The following is a 20653-nucleotide window of genomic DNA, read 5'->3' as shown; positions in this document are numbered from 1 at the left end:
AGCTTAGCGACTACTATTGATTCAACAGTGTCCGCAATTTCTTAGATCAACTCACTAGAACTTGCGGCCTGATTTGGCAAAATACTTAAGAACAGTGAACGTGCAGTTTAAATTAGAGGTTATAGGCTAATGGCGCAGCGGAACGTATACTCGTCAAAGGACGAGCCAGAGGAAGTACAATCAGCAGAAGAAGTCCTCCACTCAGTAATGCAAGAACTGGACGCTTTGCATCAAAATGTCAAAGGTCAGTTAAATCAAGACATTACTCGGCTGCAAACTGAAAAAAATCACCTGATTGAGGATATTGAAGACCTGCGGGAGCAATATCGCAAATTGCAGTCTCAGCAAATGGAATCTCTGTCGGGGCGATACATTCAGCAGCAGCAATTGTGGCTGAAGCAGTTGGCTCAAGTTTTGGCTCACAATTTGCAGGATTTGTTGGTGCAGCGGTTCAACGAACTCAGCGCTAACTCTGGAAATTCTCTCAGCAGCCCTATTCCCAGCGGCGAGTTCCCGATACCCCTGCCGCCAAGCAACTACGACGAACGCGCCTCGCAGTTGCTGGCGGCGCTGGATGAAAGGATCGATCGCAGTTTCCAGATGCTGGAACAAGATTTGAGCAGCTATGAAAGCGAGCTTTCCGTGCGGCTAAACAATATGCAAACCCTAGAGCGGCAAGGGGAAGAACTGTTACAAAATCTCGTAAACCGCATCAGGGAAGAACTCGAAGAAGAAGAAGAATATCTTGAGAATCCTTTCGATGCTCAAGATTCCTATGTCGAAGAATCAACTAATTCTGTTAATTCTGTCCGCCCGCAACTTCTGCAGCCAACACCTGTGGAAAGGCCGCGGGAAGCCGTACCGGCACCCTCTTCAGTGCCCTCGACCGCATCCGCTAAAGCACCTTCTGTACAGACAGGTTTGGTGCTGGCTTTGTCTTCGGCGGTGGTATTGTCGCTGTTTAATGTTTGTTTAAGAATTCTGATTAAAGGCAAAACTCCTCGGGTGGTTTTTGGCTTGTTTGAATTTCCGGGGGTGGTGACTCCGGGTTTTGGAAATTCTTTGTTGATTTTGTTGATGCGGCTGATCGTGGTGATGGCTTTGATGCCGATATTGGCGACATTTCTGTATCCTTCTGTTTGGAAAGATATTAGGCGGTTGTTCCAGTCGGGCGATCGAGCTTTGTGGAGTAAAGTTTTAGGAAGCGCATTTTTTCTGTTTTTGTCTCAGGTTTTGATTTATTTGGCGATCGGCAATATTCCGGCGGGGATTGCGATTACGATTTTCTTTATTTATCCGATCGTCACCGTACTAGGTTCTTGGATCTTGTTTGGCTCTCGCCCCAGCACAGTCGGTTTGTTGGCGATATTCGGGATTACCGTAGGTCTGATTTTAGCTGGGTGGCCGAGTTTTGCGGCCCCAGCTCCGGGCGGCGGCAATGTTGGAGTGGGAGTCGCTGCAGCACTGGCTTCTGGGATTACCTTTGCAGGTTACGTATTGCTGACGCAAATGGCTGCGGGCAAGCTGCACCCAATTCCTTTTAGTTTAGTTAATTTCGCCGCGATTTTTGTATTTTCCTCCCTGAGTTTGTGGGTGCCACTGTCGGAAAATTTTTCTCCTAAAATTGACCAAAATGTTTGGCCTGGTTTGATTTTGGGAGGCGTTGTTTTAGGGGTGCTGACCCTGTTTAGCTATCTTTTGAATAATTTTGCCATCCGGTTTGCGGGGGCCGCCTTAGCGTCAGTAATTGGCACTTTGGGGCCGGCAATGACCGCACTATTCGGTTTTCTAATTATCAATGAAAAGTTGCAGCCGGTGGCAATTCTCGGCATGGCTGTGGTGACGTTGAGCGTGGCTGCTATGAGTGTGGAACGCATAGTCGCTCCTCAAAAGAAGGCTAGTTAAGGCAAGAATTTGGGCGATCGGCCATTCCCAAACCCGGTTTCTTGAAGAAACCGGGTTTCTCTATGCCGAGACAATATCAATAGGCTTATTGCATAAATCTTTGATTGATATCAAATCCGGTAGCATCGGAATTATTCCTCTCTGTATTCTCTCCCTCTGCGTTCTCTGCGCCCTCTGCGGTTAAATCATTCCGATACAACCGGAAACGATATGATAGGGAAACCGCAGAGGCATTTCAAGATCAATACGCTTGGGTTAAAACTGTTTATTCTTCGGAGATACCCCTAAATCCCCCTTCTTAAGGGGGACGCAAGAGTAAGTTCTTGTCCAACCCCCTACTCCCCTTAAGAAGGGGAGTAGGGGTTGAGTAGGGGGCAAGCTAAGGGGGGAGCGGGCTTAACTGAACCGTATTGATTTCAAGATAGGAGAACGAATGCCTACAATTGGAGTTTAAACAACAGAAATAACCACTCGAAAACCCACAATACTAGCCTTACAATCCGGCTGATATCTGAGGCGACACGCGCTGCGACAATTCGGAGGATGATCGTTCCAAGAACCCCCCCGCAACAACCTCAGCGAAGAGTCCCCGTCAGACTCCCAAACGCTACCATCCGCAGGCGCACCGTTATAATTATTGTGCCAAGAATCCGCGCACCATTCCCAAACATTTCCGTGGAAATCGTACAATCCGAAAGCATTAGGTTTAAAACTGCCAACATCTGTCGTTTGAAAGCGATAAACTCCCTTCGACGCATCAGCGTAATTAGAATTTCCGTTGTAATTTGCTAACTCGCTGGTAATCGTTTCCCCAAAATGAAACGGCCCCGTAGTTTGCCCCCGGCAAGCATATTCCCATTGGGCTTCGCTAGGCAAGCGATAATTCTTACCAGTTTTGCGAGAAAGTCGATCGCAAAACTCCACAGCCTCGTACCAAGATACATTTTCTACAGGTCGATTTGCACCTTTAAAACGGGCCGCATTGGGATTCAGAAATATTTTAATTTCCGGCAGCGCTGCAACTGCTGTCCACTGGGCCTGAGTGACTGGAAATTTGCTAATATAGAAAGAGCCTAAAGTTACTGGGTGCTGCGGTTTTTCGTCGCTGTCACCCCGATCTTTTGGAGAACCCATGAGGAAAGTACCGCCAGGAACAGATACCATTTCCAGCATTGTACTGCTACCAAGATGTTCTTCAAAAAAACGCGCTTGGCCGCTGTTAACATTAGTTGGCTTCCCGCGCTTGTCTACTGTCACCACCTGAAATTCAAAAGTGTTTTTGACAGCCGCAATTTTCTGCGATGCCTTGTTAGGAGGCGGATTGGTGTTGGATTTTCCCCTGGGATTGACAGAGATATTGCTATTGATTTGCCCGCTGTGATTGAGCGGAGTATTAATAGCAAGTGGCCCTCCCTTTGTCACAGAAGACTTTAAAGCAAGTGGCCCTCCCTTTGTCACAGAAGAACTTAAAGCAAGTTGTCCTCCCTTGACAAAAGGGGGTTGGGGAGGTAAAGAATAGAGATTTAAAGCTTTGATTACTTCATCAGCAGATTGATATCTATTTTTGAGATAATCTTGAATTAATTTGTCTAAAACATTTGCCAACTCGCTGCTGACTTTTGTGCCGACTGGCAACCGTTCTCTCCACATCCAGCCGCCGTTGATCGGGTCATAAAGGTCATCGGAACCGTCAATTTTTGGCAAACATTGAGTTAGTAGTCTCAGGCAAGTTATTCCCAAACTGTACAAATCGCTGCCGGGGAAAACTTGACCGCGCATTTGTTCTACAGGCGAATATCCGGGCGTTCCTACCGTCGTGCCTACTTTGCTCATCAGGGAGCCCGTCACTTGTTTGGAAATGCCGAAATCTATCAAAACTAACTCTCCCCGCCCTCCCCTTCGGAAAGCTGAATTCCGAAAATTTCCCGCCTTTGGTAGGGAGGAGTTAACAGAGGTGCGGCGGCGCATGATATTCTCAAGTTTGATGTCTCTGTGAATGACATGGCGATCGTGCACAAATTTCAAAATCGGCAAAATATCTGCCAACAACTGCCAAATTTTTTCTTCGCTAAAAACACCCTGCTGAGTTAATTCTGCTAGTAAAGTTTGCCCCTCAATCAACTCTTGTACTAAATAAAGTCGCTTGTCTTGTTCAAAATAAGCAATTAATCGAGGAATTTGGGGATGTTCGCCGAGTTCGTAAAGTCGTTTCGCTTCTTCCTTAAACAATTGTGCGGCTTTTTCAAGTGCTGAGGTTCCTTGAAATTGGGGTACAAACTGCTTGATTACGCAGGGATCGTCCATGCGATCCGTATCTACCGCTTCATAAGTTCTGCCAAATCCCCCTTCGCCCAACAGTCGAATCACGCGGTAGCGGTTTCTGAAGAGAGGCGTGAGGTCGGACTGGCCGCAACTTTGACAGAATTTAGAATTGTCGGGATTGAAAGGATTGGAGCAACTTGGATTAGAACAGTAGAACATATCTGGGAAGAAATGATCCGGTTAAGGTTATGATATCATGTCGGGTTGATTTGTTAATTGATACTCGGCTGGTAATTGGTAATTGGTAATTGATAATCGGTAATCGTTAATCGTTAATCGGTGGGTATTACCCCTCATTTGTGCGTGGCGAATATATTCTGACTTAGGAATTATAACTTACTGACTTGTTCATTATTCTTTAACGCCAATATTCCTCGCCACAGTCGCCAATCGACTGATATCAATCCCTCGATTTCTTCAAGATCGGGTTAAGCCGATGACATCTGCTGCATCCGGGATCAAACCAAAAACACTAGAATTATCTGCTAAATGTTGGGAAGCAGGCATCAAGATATTTAAAGATAAATCCCGATCGCACTTTTGGCATGGATATTTCCGTGAGTTCCAGACACCTGCCACATTCTGTTTAATACGCCGTTAAATTGGGAGTCAACTGCGATCTGCAGATCTATCTAAATTCATCGCAATTGGGGGAATCAGTAATCTCTTCACAAAGGCCAGTATAGTAAAAGTCGGCGATCGCCCAAACCAAAGAGCGATCGCACTCTCCGTATAACAATCAGGCTAGAAACCCCAAGATCGATCGCGCGCAGGTAATTTTGAAATATTCGGTATGGCGATCGAGTGTGGGTACAATTCATCAAATGAATAATTACATATTACTTTGGAGTTTGGGGCAACAATTGATTTAGTGCGCCACACAAGTATCCCTTCACCGTGTCTTTACTTGCACCCACCCCACTCGGAAGGGTAAAGATCATTTCAACATTTAATAGATTGCCGTCCATTGAGGCAAATACGTCAATTGGCAAAGCACGCTGAAATGCTGTTGCGGGATTTTCGGCTTTCATTACACCTAAGTTCAGATCCGTGCTGAGAGTCTTGATGCCCTCGCGCGCCAAAATTGGTCGTAATTGGGAAAATGCTCTCTCTATCGATAACCCCTCAACCTGAACACGGGCAGAAAAGGCGGCACCATTCAAAAAGTCCCCCTTTTTTTGAAAGCTTTCCTCGCAGGTTGTGGCAACAGCGGGGGTGGCTAAACACATGAGAGCTAGACTCAAGACAAGCGATCGCATATTAACTGATTTATAAGAATGAAACAATCATCAAGATCATGATGAACCATCATAGGATTGTTTGGCAAGTGATGCAAAGGTCTTTGATGGTTTTTAGGATGAGTTGCAGTCCGGTTAGTATTCGATTTTATTCTAGCAAGTATAGAAACTAGAAGAATTAAGGGTAAAAACTAAAAGCGCGATCGCACGCTCATTGAAGGGCGATCGAGCTACTGGTATTTTTAATGTATTGGGTATGGCGATCGCGATCTAAGGGCTAAGATGAGTAGCGGCAGATCACCTCGGCATCACAGCCGACATCTCCCGTCCGTCTGCAGAAAGTGCGTTGTGAGGTGGCTGGTCAGCAGATGACTTTTTGATTCCCTGTAAGCTATCACGATTTTGGACTAATACGAATGTGGCGACTACTAGCAGGAAGTAACCGAAGCCTTTTTGAAGTTGTTGCGCTGGAATAAACTGTGCAAGATAAGCCCCAATCACCGTTCCGCATCCAGCTAAAAAGGTGAATGAAACCGTGAGATTCCAGTCTAAGGAAATATGCCCTAAATAACCTAGCAAACCCGCGACAGAATTACACGCAATAATTAGCAGAGAAGTCCCGATTGCCTGTCGCATGGGTACGTTTCCCAATAAAACCAAGGCAGGGACGATCGCAAACCCTCCACCCACACCGACTAATCCTGTCAAAATCCCTACTGCAATCCCTTCAGTCATCAGCCATAGCCAGCAGTATTTGCAAACAGGTTTGACGTACTGGATAGCCTCTAGCTCATCCTTGCTAGATACGGTCTTTGATAAGGTGGTGCGATAAATCATCAAGCCTGCGGCAATCAGCATCGACAATCCAAATAGGGTCATCTGGAATGCGCTGGTAATCAAGGGCAGCGTCGCAATTCTTGCACCGAGGTAAGCCCCCAACATGGTTGCAGTTCCAAAAATAACTGCGGTTTTGAGATTAAGATTACCGCGCCGCCCATGGGGAATGCTGCCCAATAAGCTAACAGTCCCGACAATAATCAAAGTCATGGCGATCGCAGGTTTAGGCGCAACACCCATCACATAAACTAGCACAGGCAGTGCTAGCACAGAACCACCACCGCCCAATAAGCCTAAACTCACACCAATACCAACTGCCAGGAAATGTCCAATTATCCAGATCATGATTTATTTCCGGCTTGTTGGTTATAAGGTAACTTTGCCAATAGCATTCCCATCGCACAGGTGTTAGTGATTCCAGCAAACACTAAGCCAGCACCCACAAATCCACTCATAAGTAAAAAATTAGGTGAGACAAACACCCCTAAAACTGTTCCCAGAACAACCAATGAGCCTGCAACAATCTGCACTTGCCTAAACAAGCTAATCGGCGCATTTTGACTTTTTTCAATCGGATAGCCTGCATTTTTCCAAGTAGGAATTCCGCCATGCAGATGACTCACAGAATTGAATCCTGCGTCTAAACATTGTCTGGCAGCTTTGGCAGAGCGATTTCCCGATTGACAGTAGAGAACGATTTTTTGTCCCGCAGACGGTCGTACTTGAAGTGGATCGAATTGTGAAAGTGGATGCAATTTTGCGCCGGGAATCCGTTCAGTTGCATATTCGGCAGATTCCCGAACATCCACTAAAGTTACGGCGTTTTCCTCAAGCAATTGTTTCAAGGTTTGAGCATCAATTTGTTGAAGTTGAGAATCGTTAGTCAGTGTCATAGTTGTACTCCAAATAAAATAGATCAAAGGTTTAGGCAGAAATTGAGGTGAGGTTGCCACACCGTTCATTAGCTGGCACGGCTTCCATCATTTTTTGAGGGTTGGGCAGATTCAGTGCATTCATAAATTGAATAAACTCATCCCGGCTGCGCCCTGTAAACCTAGGGTTCCAGCGTTTTTCTTCCTCAATGGAAGAAACAGTTTGCCCGCGATAGTCGTGTCCTGGATAGATCGAGGTATAGTCAGGCAAGGTAAATAATCGTTGAGTGACTGAATCAAACAAGGTTCCTGCATCCCCGCTTTGAAAATCTGTGCGTCCACAGCCGCGAATAAATAACGCATCGCCGGTCAGCAAGTGACTTCCATTGACGAGGTATGCCATATGGCTATCTGTGTGTCCTGGCGTGGCGATCGCCTGCACTTCCACAGTTCCAAGCTGTAGCGTTTCCCCTGGATGGATAAAACGGTCTGCACAGTTAACCTGTGCTTGGGCTGGAACCACACTCACACAGCCTGTTGCTTCCCGCAGTTGAGACGCACTGGTAATGTGATCGGCATGAACATGAGTTTCCAAGCAATAACGCAATGTCAAACCCAGTTCTTTCAGCAATTTGAGATCTCGCTCAACCTGTTCCAACACTGGATCGACCAATAGGGCTTCTGCGGAAGCGCGATCGGCAATCAGGTAAGTATAGGTACTGCTTTCCCGATCAAAAAGTTGACGAAACAGCATAGCCATCAGCCTCTCATTACATATTTAGTGATTATATTACTATATAGTAGTATTATCTTAAAAACAAGTCTCGCTCAAAATCTATTCACTCCTGCTTATGTCTCAAATTCCTGTTTCCGCTCTCGCTCAGGTTGCTGACTACTTCAAAGTTTTATCAGAGCTTAGCCGCCTGCAAGTGCTGTGCGCGCTTAAGAGTGGTGCTAAAAATGTCACTGAAATCATTGAAGAAACAGGGCTGGGGCAAGCCAATGTTTCCAAGCACCTCAAGATTTTGACCCAGGCAGGCATCGTTCAACGGCAGCCGCAGGGAGTCAGTGTTTACTATCAAATCACTGACCCGATGATTTTTGATTTATGCGAACTTGTGTGTCAGAAGCTCGAGACTCGATTGCAAGAACAGTCACAACAGTTAAAAAAGCTCGACAGATTGCGTCAACTCTAACCACGCTTTGTTGGCTGCAAGTGTTGTGTGCGCTCAAGAGTGGTGCTAAAAATGTCACTAAATCTAGCTATCTGCACGCTTATAATTCATCACCAATGTCGCAATAGTCAGACCATTCTGTCAAGCTTGACAGATAAGCATTGTGTCAAATGGATCGCGATGTAATGGTGGCAGTTTAGCCCGTTGAGCTACGCTACTTTCATCAAGAGAAAGACTGACAATTTGATGAAGATCGCGCTGTTTGGGTAAATATGTTGCGGGATGCTCCGGCAGAGGTAACTTACCCAACTGGTACTTGACAATTGCTTCCCAGACTGAAACTGCACTCAAATATACCTCATTATCTGGATCGCGAATTGCATCTCGAACATCTGTTGATAACTGGGCGTAACCACTGATGAACCATAAAAAGATGTGCGTATCTAGCAGAATCTTCATTTACCTTCAAATGCACGCTCGGATATCTTCTGGCAAAGGATCATCGAAATCATCTGGAACAGTAAACTCGCCTGCACACAAACCGAATGGTCGCAATTTTTTGGTGCTAGAAATAGGTCTGAGTTCGGCGATCGGCTTATCTGCTTGCAGGATAACAAAAGTTGCACCTGCTTCCACTTGACGCAGATACTTTGAAGGATCGCGCTGAATTTCATCAACTGTCACGTTCAACATACAAATGCCTCAGTATAAACCTCATTCGATTGTCGGGTGCATGGGCGTTGTTATGCCGTGTCCACTGGGGACACCTTAATCGTATGCTTTTGAATTCATGTAATGTCCCATTTGACCTTCACACATGAAGCAACCTGATACAAAACTATCTTCTAAATTTCCCGCAATAAATCTATTACAGTATTCACAGCAGCCTACATCGTTATCGTTGTGAATTTTATGGCAAGAAAAGCACATCCATTTCTCTCCCAATTTCACTACAGATGACAAGCTTTCACAATCGCTACAATGAGCAAAACTATCTTCATCTTCAGCATCATCAGCATCATCATATGATGAGCAGTTATCTTCTACTACATCATTCATCTCAAAAGAGTTACTACATGAGCTACAACTCAAAGAGGGAAAAATATTAGATTTATCTTGAGCTTTGATTAAATTTGAGTGGCAGACTGGACATCTAATATTTTCTACTATATGCTCTAACACCGAGCTTTTAAAGCCCAATTTCTCCCAGGATTGTCTACAATTTTCCTCTTCGGCTTTGTACACCTCTTCTGTTTCTAATAGAGTTTCCCAGCACTCTTCACCAAGAAGGTTAAACGGTTCTTCCTCTAAATATCGACTAATGAAATCTTGAATTATAGGAAATGACTTCACAATGACTTCACGAACTGCGCTAGACGGGTTAGCTGTATAGTAATGTTCTATATTATTGCGGAGCTTGTTGAGCTTTTCAAAGCTTTTCCAATCTGATGGGTTTTCTATTATTTTCAAACTTTTAAATCTTTTCTGAATTGTGAAAAAATCTACTGTTTTTTTATTATCACTATCTCCCACAAATGAGATGTTACCATTTTCATCACAAATAGGCACGATAGATTGTTTGATTAAAACTTCTTTGTCATGTTCTGGCGATAAGCGCTTTAGTTTTTCTTTGTAGAGAAGAAGTATTCCAGCGCAAATGTTTCTCACCGCAGACAGGTTTCTTCTGTCGTCCTCCATCAGATAGTCTTCAACACCCACCTGTATGGAATCAATGGCGTTTTGAAGCAGCGACATAACTTACCTCTTTGAATATAGGGGTCAAATTCTAAATTTGAGCTAAGTGCTCGCTCAGCAGCATGACTATTAATTATACCGCATACTCACTTTCTTTTTCAACCCAAATTGTAATTGCTTGAGAGCCAAAGTTTCCCTGATTTGTCTATCAATAAAAATAGAAAACCCCCAAACTCTATCTTTAAAATGGGTTTGGGGGTTTTCTTCCTAAATCCAATTCAAATTACAACTTGCTCGGCTCGATCGCCGGAGCACGCAGAGACACAGTTTTATCCGCAGCAGCCTTAGCCACCAACGAAGGCACGGAATCCCTCAGCTTAGCCGTCAACTGTACAGTCGTCGCATCGTAAACCTGAGTCAGCATCTTCGGATACAAACCAATGCCAATAATCGGCACTAATAGAGCCGCAATAATAAACACTTCTCGCGGTTCCGCATCCACCAATTCCTCGTGAGCCGACAATTCCTTATTTTCAGGGCCGTAGAAGATTTCACGTAGCATCGACAGCAGATAAATCGGAGTCAAAATCACCCCGACAGCAGCTAGAAATACCACACAAACCTTAAACACAGGATTGTAAGCATCGCTCGTTGCAAAACCTACAAACACCATCAATTCTGCTACAAAACCGCTCATTCCCGGTAAAGCCAAAGAAGCCATAGAACAAGCAGTCCACATCGCGAAAACCTTACGCATTTTCTGTCCTACACCGCCCATTTCGTCCAGCATGAGCGTGTGAGTGCGATCGTAAGTGCAACCCACCATAAAGAACAAACTCGCCCCGATTAAACCGTGGGAAACCATTTGCAGCATTGCACCGCTAACACCCAAATCGGTAAACGAAGCTATCCCGATTAACACAAACCCCATGTGCGAAATCGAAGAATAAGCAATTTTCCGCTTCAAATTTCGCTGAGCAAAAGAAGTTAAAGCCGCGTAAACAATGTTAACCACACCCAAAATTACCAAGATGGGTGCGAAGACAGCGTGAGCATCGGGGAGCATTCCCGCATTCATCCGCAGTAAAGCATAGCCGCCCATTTTTAGCAGAATTCCTGCTAGCAACATGTGGGCGGGTGCGGTTGCTTCGCCGTGAGCATCAGGGAGCCAAGTGTGCAGCGGAAAAATTGGCAGTTTGACGCCGTAAGCTATTAAGAAACCTGTATACAGGAGCAATTCTACAGTGGGGGCGTAATCTTTAGCTGCGATCGCCCGCATATCGAAAGTCACCGTATCCCCGTAAAACGCCATCGTTAGCGCGCCCAGCAAAATAAACAGCGAACCGCCTGCGGTGTATAGGATAAACTTAGTTGCTGCGTAGAGGCGCTTCTTGCCGCCCCAGATTGACAAAATCAGGTAAATCGGGACTAATTCCAGTTCCCAAACTAGGAAAAACAGCAACATATCCTGTACGGCAAAAACTGCGATTTGGCCGCCGTACATTGTCAGCATCAAAAAGTAAAATAGCTTCGGTTTAAATGTGACCGGCCAAGCTGCTAAAGTAGCCAGCGTAGTAATAAAACCCGTCAGCAAAATCAGCGGCATCGATAAACCGTCAGCACCCACAGACCAATTTAAATCGAGTTGCTGCACCCAAGTATAACTTTCTACCAGTTGCAAATCTGGATTGCTGAAGTCGTACTGAGTGTAAAAAGCGTAAACAAGTAGGGCAAAATCGATCAAACCCACAATTAGGGCATACCACCGCACCGTCTTGCCATCCTTATCGGGAATTAAAGGAATCAGCAAGGACGCAGCAATGGGAAACAGAATTGTTGTTGTTAACCAGGGAAAGTTAGCTGTATCCATTGCGTTTTAAAATGATCCATCAGTTATTAGGTTTAAACACATTTTGCCAATTTTGGCGTAAATTTTATACTTTCTTTAGACGTAACAATTTTTTTGGCTATTATTTGGACAATTTATGCGATCGCAACAGTTAAGTTTAATCAAAAATTTATTTCTATTTGCTAATTGTCAATTGTGAGTTTTTGAGCTAATACCCGTTCTTAAAATATCTTCTGGTGGGCATACAGCAATGCCCAAAGCGTGTAAAATTAACCCTAAAAACTTTTGTATCTTTCGTTGCTCGCCCAGTTCATATCCCCCTAAATCCCCCTTAAGAAGGGGAGTAGGGGTTGACTTTGAGAGAATACTCTTGTTCCCCCCTTATCAAGGGGGGTTAGGGGGGATCTAGACTTCGAGACAAACAAGAGATACAGTCGGTTTGACATTAAGTTGACACTAAAGGCCGTGTCCCTACAGATTTAACCGACTCCAGAAACGATCGCAAAACCCAGAACTGCGACAAACACAATCAGGGCATAAAATTGAGCGCGACCGCTCTCAAAGTATTTCAAACCTTCGCCACTAACCAGGGCGATAAAACCTGTCAAGTTGACGACACCATCGACGACTCGCAAATCAACTTCCATGACTTGCCGTGCCAAACGGCGGCTGCCTTTGACAAAGAGAAATTCGTTGATATCGTCGAGATACCACTTGTTGAGGGAGAACTCGTAAAGCGGTTTGATTTTTTGGGCGATCGCACTTGCGTCAATTTTACGGCTCAAATACATCAGAGAAGCCAAAGTAATGCCCAGCAAAGCAATACCTACAGAGCTCCCGCCCATAATCAAAAATTCCGTCAAATTGAACTCAGCAGCGTGTTCCAAAACTTCTTCGAGAGACTCGCCCGGAGCGCGAACAAACTGCTCGAAATAATTGGCAAACGGCGTACCAAGAAAACCGATAAACACAGAAGGTACTGCCAGCAACACTAACGGCAGAGCCATTGTCAGAGGAGATTCGTGAGGCAAATGATCGTGCTCATCGTGACTGTCGCCAGTTGATGCCAATTCCTTAACGTTCATTGCTCCGGGGCCGAAAACTAAACCCGGTTGCAGAAGTTGCTGTTTGATAGCGTTGTTATTGCCCCGGAATTCGCCCTCAAAGGTGCTGAAATACATTCGGAACATATAAAACGCGGTCATCCCGGCCGTCAGCCAGCTAACAGCCCACAGAGCGGGATTTGCGGAGAAGGCGCTGGCGAGGATTTCGTCTTTTGACCAAAAACCAGCAAAGGGCGGAATTCCGCAGATTGCCAAATTTCCGATTAAAAAGCAAGAAGCGGTAATCGGCATATATTTCCGCAAGCCGCCCATGACTCGCATATCTTGAGCGAGTGCGGGGTTGTGGCCTACAACTGCTTCCATACCGTGAATCACTGAACCTGAACACAGGAACAGCATTGCTTTGAAGTAAGCGTGAGTCATCAAGTGGAAAAGTCCGGCACTGTAAGCGCCGACGCCCATTGCCATCACCATGTAGCCGAGTTGGGAGATGGTGGAGTAGGCGAGGCCTTTTTTGATGTCATTTTGGGTAATCGCGATCGAAGCACCCATAAATGCCGTAAAACAGCCGGTGCAGGCGATCAAATTCATGACTGTCGGCAGCCCTTCAAACACCGGGTACATCCGAGCGATCAGGAATACGCCGGCGGCTACCATTGTCGCGGCGTGGATTAAGGCAGAAATCGGTGTCGGGCCTTCCATTGCGTCTGGCAGCCAGACGTGGAGGGGGAATTGAGCGGATTTGGCGGCTGGCCCCAAAAATATGAGGACGCCGAAGATTGTCGCCAGAGTAGCCGAAAGAGCACCGGATTCTACTAAGGAGTGCAGGCGTTCGCCCATCACCTCAAATTCAAAGCTGCCGGTGGCCCAGTAAATGCCGAGGATGCCCAGCAGTAGGCCGAAGTCGCCGACGCGGTTGGTGACAAAAGCTTTTTGGCAAGCGTCAGCAGCGGGTTTGCGATCGTACCAAAATCCGACTAGCAGGTACGAACACATACCTACGAGTTCCCAAAAAATGTAAATCTGAACGATGTTCGGGCTGACTACGAGACCTAACATCGAGGCGCTGAAGATGCTCAGGTAGGCGTAAAAGCGCACGTACCCGTCATCGTGAGCCATGTAGCCGTCGGTGTAAATCATCACCAAAAAGGCGACCGTAGTGACGATCGCCAGCATCACCGACGTTAGGGGGTCGATAATATAGCCCATATTCAGCGAGAAGTCGCCAGCAGAAGCCCACTGAATACTGCGGGTGTAGGGTGCGTGGCCCTGTAGTTGACTCCACAGCAATGCGAAGGAGAGTACCATTGACCCTCCGAGTGCGGAGACGATTAATATCGCATTCGCTTGTCGGAGTTTGTTGGTTGCCTGGTTAAAGGTGATTAAGCCTAGACCTACTAGCATTGCGCCTGCCAGTGGCAGGACAGGAATCAGCCAAGCATATTGATAAAGCAGTTCCATCACTGATAGGTAGTTTAAAGTTTCTACTAGATATTGCCAAAACTGTAAACAATTGTGACACACGCCTGCGCGACTGGGCCAAAATACTCGATCCAATTCTTTAAGTATTGCTATAGCCGAGTGCGATCACGAGCGAGACGATCTCACTACTTTTTTCATCGCGGGCGAGACGATCGCAATAAACGCCGAAAATTATTATTCCGGTGCAAAGGAAAACTATACAACAAATCTCACAGTCCTGTACCTTCAAGACGGCGTGATTTATTTTGGTGTCAGATGGTTGATGGAAAAATGGGGAATGCCTTCTGCTTCCGACATAAAAGCCGAAGGCCTTCTAAACAAGAGCCGAATGCCTTGGAACCCTTACCTGTTGACTACTTCCTGAAGTTGCAGCCGTTGAGATGGGGAAGCTACCTGAGCCGCCAGCATCCAGGAATCCAGAGTCCGCCGCAGTTCCTCGCGTCCTTGGTAGTCTTCAAATCTAAATAGAACTTTATCGCCCTCAAACAAAATCAGCGTGGGCAGACTTGTCAGCCGATAAGTGTGGGCCAACTTGAAACATTGATCGGCATTCACCCCTACGAGCTTGACTTTTCCTGCCCACTGTGCTTCAAAAGTCTTAAGCGTGGGGTCGATCGCGCGGCACAAACCGCACCAAGGAGCCGAAAAGTGAACTAAAACGGGGGTAGAGGCTTGAAACACCTCTTGTGCAAAAGTGCGTTCGCTAACCGACAACACCATGAGCCCTCAAAATTTAATAATTTTTTTCTATCCTAGGGATCATGCTACCAGTATATGTTCCTAGTTACACGCATCAAAAAAGGATGAATTTCCCACAGCAGGCCCGTAAAAATGACTACACCTAGATAGGAAGGGCGCAGAAATTCAAGCAAATCAAGGGTTTGACGCTTTTGTAGGATTGCCAAAAAAGGCATGATTGATGTTCGAGATTTGATGGTTTCAAAGGATTCTCCAAAACGAGCCTGAAGTCGCCTGTCGCCGTGCCACACTCCGAACAGGTGGTGAAGTACCAAACCGATGGAAGTGACAAGGGTAAAGCTAGTGCCAATCCACAGGGTGTGGGCCACGCACCAAATCACCTGTCCCACCATTTGCGGGTGACGGGTGATGCGAATGATGCCAGTTTCGTAGAGGTGAACTTGGGGCTTTTGGACGGCGGCAATTTCTAGGAGGTTGAAAGTTGCTGGGTACAAAAACAGAAAGGAAATTGCCGAAAGTATCCAAACTGCGGGTTTAACTCCGGGTACTCCCTGTACTTGCCAAAGCTGTACGCCGTCGTAGCGGTGGTTGAAAAAGTAGACAATCAGAATGACGGCTAGCGGCAAACTGACAAGGGCAAACAAAACGCGATAAAGTCTCGGCCCGATAAGCTTTTCACCTTTGGGCCGGAGGGCTGCTAAACCGCTGTGGGCGATCGCAAAAACCAGTAATAGACCCAGAATAACTAAGTGGGAGTCGAGCGCCAAGTCGATCGTCATTGCAAATATTAAGAAAAGTTATTGATTCTCGGCCAATTTGTGTCACAAAGTATCTATGGGAGCATTCAGCGGTTATCAGTCATCACTCATCAGTCATCAGTCATTAGTGACCCAATCGCAACTAAAGACCGCAGACAGAGGACGAGTACAACTGACTTTAAGGTTGCGTGTGTTGCAGCCAAATGACTGGCATCGAAGTCAACTCCGACTGTTGCACACCAAATCGAACCAGCTTGTCGATTGACCGCAGAGATTGACAGAAGACCCGCCCCTACACCTACTGACAATTTAGATATATGTCTGACCTTCCTTTCACTTTAGACCAGTTACGCATTCTCAAGGCGATCGCCTCTGAAGGAAGCTTCAAACGCGCCGCGGACAGCCTCTATGTATCCCAGCCAGCAGTTAGCTTGCAGGTGCAAAACTTAGAGAGACAATTGGACGTGCCACTGTTTGACCGGGGGGGGCGGCGGGCGCAACTAACCGAAGCCGGACACCTGCTGCTGAGTTACGGCGAGAAAATTTTATCGCTTTGCCAGGAAACTTGTCGAGCTCTGGAAGACTTGCAAAATCTCCAAGGTGGTACTTTGATCGTCGGCGCTTCTCAAACAACGGGAACCTATTTGCTGCCCCGGATGATCGGGATGTTTCGCCAAAAGTACCCGGATGTAGCAGTACAGCTTCACGTTCACTCGACCCGCCGCACGGCGTGGAGTGTGGCAAACGGGCAAATCGATTTGGCAATTGTTGGCGGAGAAATTCCTACCGAACTTGTAGAAGCTTTAGAAATTGTTCCTTACGCTGAGGACGAACTTGCTCTGATTCTTCCTCCATCTCACCCGATGGTACAACAAGAAACTATCCAAAAAGAAGACCTTTACAAATTGCAGTTTATTTCCCTCGATTCGCAGTCTACGATCCGCAAAGTAATCGATCAGGTACTGACTCGCTGCGGCATAGACACGCGCCGCTTGAAAATCGAGATGGAACTAAATTCGATCGAAGCCATTAAAAATGCCGTTCAGTCGGGGCTGGGAGCTGCTTTTGTCTCGGTTTCGGCGATCGAAAAAGAGTTGCTTATGGGCGTCTTGCACAAATCTCAAATGGACGAAGTTTTGGTAACTCGCATTTTGTCGCTGATTTACAACCCCAACCGCTACCGTTCTAAAGCAGCAGAGGCTTTCAGCAATGAAATTTTGCCCCAGTTTGCTACTTATTCGACCATCCTGGAGAAGAAAGAACCCCCGGCGCTCGATTTGGGATTCATAGAAATAGGAACTCCCAACTCGGCGGGAAGTTAATCTCTTAGGTCGCTGGCAGTTAGCAGTTCGCGGTGAGTTGAGAAATCGAAATCTGGTTTAACCATCACTTTTTCTTCGTTCTTCCCTTTTCCTTCTTTCCTCTTCCCTCTTCCTTCTCCTTACCAAACAAAAATGGAAGTTTACTGCACCCGACCGGGCTGCCCGCGCCCTCAAAACTATTTTCCCGACCTCGATGACAGTTCGCGGCTGAAAACCGTGCAGCAAAAGTTTTGCACGACTTGCGGGATGCCCCTGATTTTGAGGGGCCGCTATTTGCCCGTGAGGTTGTTGGGTCAAGGCGGTTTTGGGGCGGCATTTTTGGCCAGAGACCGGGATACTCCGGCGATGCGGCAGTGCGTTGCTAAACTTTTGCAGCCGTCGGTAAGTCTGACTCCGCCCCAGCTAAAAATCGCTCAAACTCTGTTTGAACGGGAAGCTGCGGTGCTGGAAGAACTGGGAAACGAACATTCGCAAATTCCGAGTTTGCTGGCGTTTTTTGAGCTGACTGTTACGAGTTTGCAGCCGGGAAAAAACGATCAGTTTTTCTATCTGGTTCAAGAATTTATTGACGGTAAAAATTTGGAGGATGAACAGGCTGTTAAAGGCCGATTTTCGGAGGCGGAAACGGTGGAGGTGCTGCGGGAAATTTTGAAGGTTCTCGATTTTGTGCACTCTCGCGGTTCGATTCACCGGGATATTAAACCTGCTAATATTATGCGGGGTAAAAACGGTCGGCTTTATTTATTAGATTTTGGGGCTGTTAAACAAGTAACACAAAGTGTTGGGAGTGCAAAAGCTTCGACTGGTATTTATTCTTTGGGTTATGCTCCGCCAGAACAGATGAGCGGGCAAGAAGTTTATCCGGCAACGGATTTGTATGCTTTGGCTGTGACTTGTATTACTTTGCTGAGTGGTTTGCAGCCGACGGAGTTGTTTGATAGTTACAGAAATGAGTGGAATTGGCAGTCGCGGGTGCAGGTAAGTTCGCGTTTGGCTCATGTTCTCGATCGAATGTTATTATCAGCTCCCAGCCAGCGGTTTCAATCTGCCAGTGAGGTGGAAGCGGCTCTGATGTCTCGGCCTCAACAGCCTAACATCGTCGTGCTGCCACCGACCCTACGGACTCCGACTCCCCTACCGACTCAGCAGCTACCACCGACTCAGCAGCCTCCTATACCTGTTCCTGCCACACATCCCGGAGGGCTGCAACCTTCGCAGAGAGCGACTTTTTCGATTTGGGAGGTTTTGTCGGGGGCGGCGTTTACGGGTTTTGAGGCGGGGGTGCTGACGATCGCCCTGACGAGTTTGCTGCCCTCTCCTGGCTTGAGTATCGGATTGTTGGGGATGATTGTGGCGGGTTTGATTTACGGGCAGTACCGCAGGGCGATCGAACAAACTGAGATGTTGATTATTGGTGCAGGTACTGTGGCTTTGCTGTGGTTTTTCCCGGCTTTGCAGACGGCGGCACTTGCGATTGATCCGAATTCTCCGATCACTGGCGTGTTATTTGTGGGATGGTTGGGTGCTTTGGGTGCGATCGCTGGAACAGCTATTTTTCGCCTGATTTATAAGTTACTTTCTAATATTTTTTAAGCTAATAGTCATCTCAAGAAAAGCCTGTTTTGAACAGGCTTTCCGGCCTGTTCCACAATAATTAATTATGGGAGATCTCTAATTTAAAATGCAGACTCAGAAGTCTATCTACCCTAATTGGGTCATTGCTTGGGGCCCAGAAGCCCGATCGCACCCTGCAACTTGGGAAACTTCCGGTTTTGCCATAATCGGAGCTGAACCCACCTTCAGCCCCAATCAGCGATTTGTGCTGGTAGGTGACTGCTGTTTTGATCGCACTCCAATGCTCAAACAACAGATTGATAGCGAGGGATTGACCGATTTGGCGATCGTCGGGCGGCTATGGGAACAGTCAGGCCCTCAAACTTTGAGCTTACTGTCAGGACAATTTGCCTTGGCAGTGTGGGATAGAGACGAGAAAACCTTGTGTCTGGGGCGCGATCGCGTGGGAGCCAAAACGCTCTATTACACCCGTGCAGGAACTACTCGCTGGATCGCGCCTCGACTGCGATCGCTCAATCTGTATCACGATCGAGAACTTGATTTAGTTGCTTTGCGCGACTACTTGTGCTGTGCCTTTGTACCGGGAGCACAAACGCTGTGGGAAGCCGTGCGAGAGTTGCGGCCCGGTAGCTACCTGTACTTACCGGATATTGAGGCGCAGAGATACTGGCAGCCACAGGAGCAAATTGCTAACGCCGATCGCCCTTTGGAGTGGCACAGTCAACAAGTGCGATCGCTCTTGGAAGAACTGGTGCAGTCAGCGCTACCAGCGGGAGAACCAGTTGCAGCATACCTTTCGGGCGGGATTGACTCAAGCTGCGTGACTGCGATCGCCGCCCGGTTGCACGATCGTCCGGTGCACACTTTTTCGATGCACTTTGGTGCTCAATATCCCAGCGAGATTGAATTTGCCAACATCGTCGCAGCACATTGTGGCACTGAGCACCATATTTTAGAAGTTTCGCCAAAGCAAATTTGGGAGTTGCTACCGGAAACGCTGGCGGCGATGGATGATCCAGTGGGGGAAGGCTTGACAGTGCCAAATTTGCTGCTGGGGCGATCGGCAAAGCAATTCGCAGACGTGGTACTCAATGGCGAAGGTGGCGATCCGTGCTTTGGCGGGCCGAAAAATAAGCCGATGCTGCTCAACAGTTTGTATGGTTCAATTCAGGTTAAATCCGATCCGATCGCAGCTTACTTGACTTCGTTTCAAAAATGCTATGTGGATTTGCCACGTTTGCTGAAGCCGGAGGTTTGGGAAAAGGTGAAGAATGCGCCTTCCGTCTTTGCTGAGGAATTGCAACAGACAGAAACGACGTTTTTGAATCGGCTGATGCGGCTCAACATTGAGTTTAAAGGAGCCGATTACATTTTGACCAAGGTGAATAATCTCACGGCTGCGGCGGGATTGGAAGCTCGATCGCCCCTATTCGATGCGCGGATGGTGGCGCTGAGTTTACAAATTCCCCCAGAGTACAAGCTTTCGGGCGCGCAGGAAAAAGCGGTTCTCAAGGCTGCTGTGGCGGATTTGCTGCCCGATGTCATTGTCAATCGTCCGAAAAGTGGCATGGTGATGTCGATGCAGCAGTGGTTTTTGAGGGATTGGCAGTGGCAAGCGCGATCGTTGTTGCTGAATCGTCATGCGGCGATCGCGCCTTACCTCGATCGAACACTAATCCGCGAATGGCTAAACTATCGTGGGGAAGTTTTTCCCCGCTATGGGCTGAAGCTGTGGCTGCTGGTGACGCTGGAAATTTGGTTACAAGTTAATCGCCGTTAGGATGGCGAATTAAATAACTTACAATTTTAATTGTTATTGTGGGATGGGCGTCCCGCCCGTCCAAAAAAGACGGGCGGGAC

General features: G+C 46.9%; 17 protein-coding genes. 5 read left to right on the top strand and 12 right to left on the bottom strand.

Annotated features, from left to right (window positions below; genetic code table 11):
- Nucleotides 1–129: 129 nt before the first annotated feature.
- Nucleotides 130–1905, top strand: coding sequence for an EamA family transporter (locus QUB11_RS25795; protein ID WP_333205692.1), 1776 nt, complete (start codon nt 130–132; stop codon nt 1903–1905).
- Nucleotides 1906–2355: 450 nt separating this feature from the next.
- Here QUB11_RS25795 and QUB11_RS25790 read toward each other — a convergent pair whose 3' ends face one another.
- From QUB11_RS25790 to QUB11_RS25770, 5 genes are all read right to left on the bottom strand, one after another.
- Nucleotides 2356–4386 (bottom strand): bifunctional serine/threonine-protein kinase/formylglycine-generating enzyme family protein, encoded by a 2031-nt coding sequence (locus tag QUB11_RS25790; protein WP_333392027.1) that lies wholly within the window; start codon nt 4384–4386, stop codon nt 2356–2358.
- 680 nt (nt 4387–5066) lie between these two features.
- Nucleotides 5067–5390, bottom strand: a complete 324-nt coding sequence (locus QUB11_RS25785; protein ID WP_333392025.1) for a hypothetical protein — start codon at nt 5388–5390, stop codon at nt 5067–5069.
- Nucleotides 5391–5762: 372 nt separating this feature from the next.
- On the bottom strand, nt 5763–6647 hold the full coding sequence (locus tag QUB11_RS25780) for a sulfite exporter TauE/SafE family protein (RefSeq protein WP_333392023.1): 885 nt from the start codon (nt 6645–6647) through the stop codon (nt 5763–5765).
- Nucleotides 6644–7195, bottom strand: a complete 552-nt coding sequence (locus QUB11_RS25775) for a rhodanese-like domain-containing protein (RefSeq protein ID WP_333392021.1) — start codon at nt 7193–7195, stop codon at nt 6644–6646. The genes QUB11_RS25780 and QUB11_RS25775 overlap by 4 nt, the downstream gene beginning before the upstream one ends.
- A 31-nt stretch (nt 7196–7226) precedes the next feature.
- Nucleotides 7227–7928 carry an MBL fold metallo-hydrolase gene (locus QUB11_RS25770; RefSeq protein ID WP_333205697.1) on the bottom strand — a complete coding sequence of 234 codons (702 nt, stop codon included), beginning with the start codon at nt 7926–7928 and terminating at the stop codon, nt 7227–7229.
- Between the two features lie 97 nt (nt 7929–8025).
- On the opposite strand from QUB11_RS25770, the gene QUB11_RS25765 reads away from it, so the two are divergent.
- Complete coding sequence (locus QUB11_RS25765; protein ID WP_333063467.1) at nt 8026–8370, top strand: metalloregulator ArsR/SmtB family transcription factor; 345 nt, start codon at nt 8026–8028, stop codon at nt 8368–8370.
- A 120-nt stretch (nt 8371–8490) separates the two neighbouring features.
- Here QUB11_RS25765 and QUB11_RS25760 read toward each other — a convergent pair whose 3' ends face one another.
- The 7 genes from QUB11_RS25760 to QUB11_RS25730 all read right to left on the bottom strand — a co-directional run bounded on the left by QUB11_RS25760 (nt 8491) and on the right by QUB11_RS25730 (nt 15917).
- Nucleotides 8491–8808, bottom strand: coding sequence for a type II toxin-antitoxin system VapC family toxin (locus tag QUB11_RS25760; RefSeq protein ID WP_333392019.1), 318 nt, complete (start codon nt 8806–8808; stop codon nt 8491–8493).
- A gap of 6 nt (nt 8809–8814) precedes the next feature.
- Nucleotides 8815–9042 (bottom strand): type II toxin-antitoxin system Phd/YefM family antitoxin, encoded by a 228-nt coding sequence (locus QUB11_RS25755; RefSeq protein WP_333392018.1) that lies wholly within the window; start codon nt 9040–9042, stop codon nt 8815–8817.
- Nucleotides 9043–9117: 75 nt separating this feature from the next.
- Complete coding sequence (locus QUB11_RS25750) at nt 9118–10104, bottom strand: hypothetical protein (protein ID WP_333205684.1); 987 nt, start codon at nt 10102–10104, stop codon at nt 9118–9120.
- A 223-nt stretch (nt 10105–10327) separates the two neighbouring features.
- Nucleotides 10328–11914 (bottom strand): NAD(P)H-quinone oxidoreductase subunit 4, encoded by a 1587-nt coding sequence (locus QUB11_RS25745; RefSeq protein ID WP_445300801.1) that lies wholly within the window; start codon nt 11912–11914, stop codon nt 10328–10330.
- Between the two features lie 458 nt (nt 11915–12372).
- Nucleotides 12373–14418, bottom strand: a complete 2046-nt coding sequence (locus QUB11_RS25740; RefSeq protein WP_333205683.1) for an NAD(P)H-quinone oxidoreductase subunit 5 — start codon at nt 14416–14418, stop codon at nt 12373–12375.
- A gap of 363 nt (nt 14419–14781) precedes the next feature.
- Complete coding sequence (locus QUB11_RS25735; RefSeq protein ID WP_333205682.1) at nt 14782–15159, bottom strand: thioredoxin family protein; 378 nt, start codon at nt 15157–15159, stop codon at nt 14782–14784.
- Between the two features lie 44 nt (nt 15160–15203).
- Nucleotides 15204–15917: an NnrU family protein gene (locus QUB11_RS25730; protein ID WP_333205681.1), complete on the bottom strand. Its 714-nt coding sequence runs from the start codon at nt 15915–15917 to the stop codon at nt 15204–15206.
- Nucleotides 15918–16213: 296 nt separating this feature from the next.
- Here QUB11_RS25730 and QUB11_RS25725 point away from each other — a divergent pair, with 296 nt between their 5' ends.
- The 3 genes from QUB11_RS25725 to QUB11_RS25715 all read left to right on the top strand — a co-directional run bounded on the left by QUB11_RS25725 (nt 16214) and on the right by QUB11_RS25715 (nt 20573).
- Nucleotides 16214–17218 carry a LysR family transcriptional regulator gene (locus QUB11_RS25725; RefSeq protein WP_333054398.1) on the top strand — a complete coding sequence of 335 codons (1005 nt, stop codon included), beginning with the start codon at nt 16214–16216 and terminating at the stop codon, nt 17216–17218.
- A 132-nt stretch (nt 17219–17350) separates the two neighbouring features.
- Nucleotides 17351–18811 (top strand): serine/threonine-protein kinase, encoded by a 1461-nt coding sequence (locus tag QUB11_RS25720; protein WP_333205680.1) that lies wholly within the window; start codon nt 17351–17353, stop codon nt 18809–18811.
- An 88-nt stretch (nt 18812–18899) separates the two neighbouring features.
- Nucleotides 18900–20573 (top strand): asparagine synthase-related protein, encoded by a 1674-nt coding sequence (locus tag QUB11_RS25715; RefSeq protein WP_333205679.1) that lies wholly within the window; start codon nt 18900–18902, stop codon nt 20571–20573.
- Nucleotides 20574–20653 lie beyond the last annotated feature (80 nt).

The sequence above is a fragment of the Microcoleus sp. B6-A1 genome, assembly GCF_036705085.1.
GTDB lineage: Bacteria > Cyanobacteriota > Cyanobacteriia > Cyanobacteriales > Microcoleaceae > Microcoleus.
This window is presented reverse-complemented; position numbering and strand designations above follow the sequence as displayed.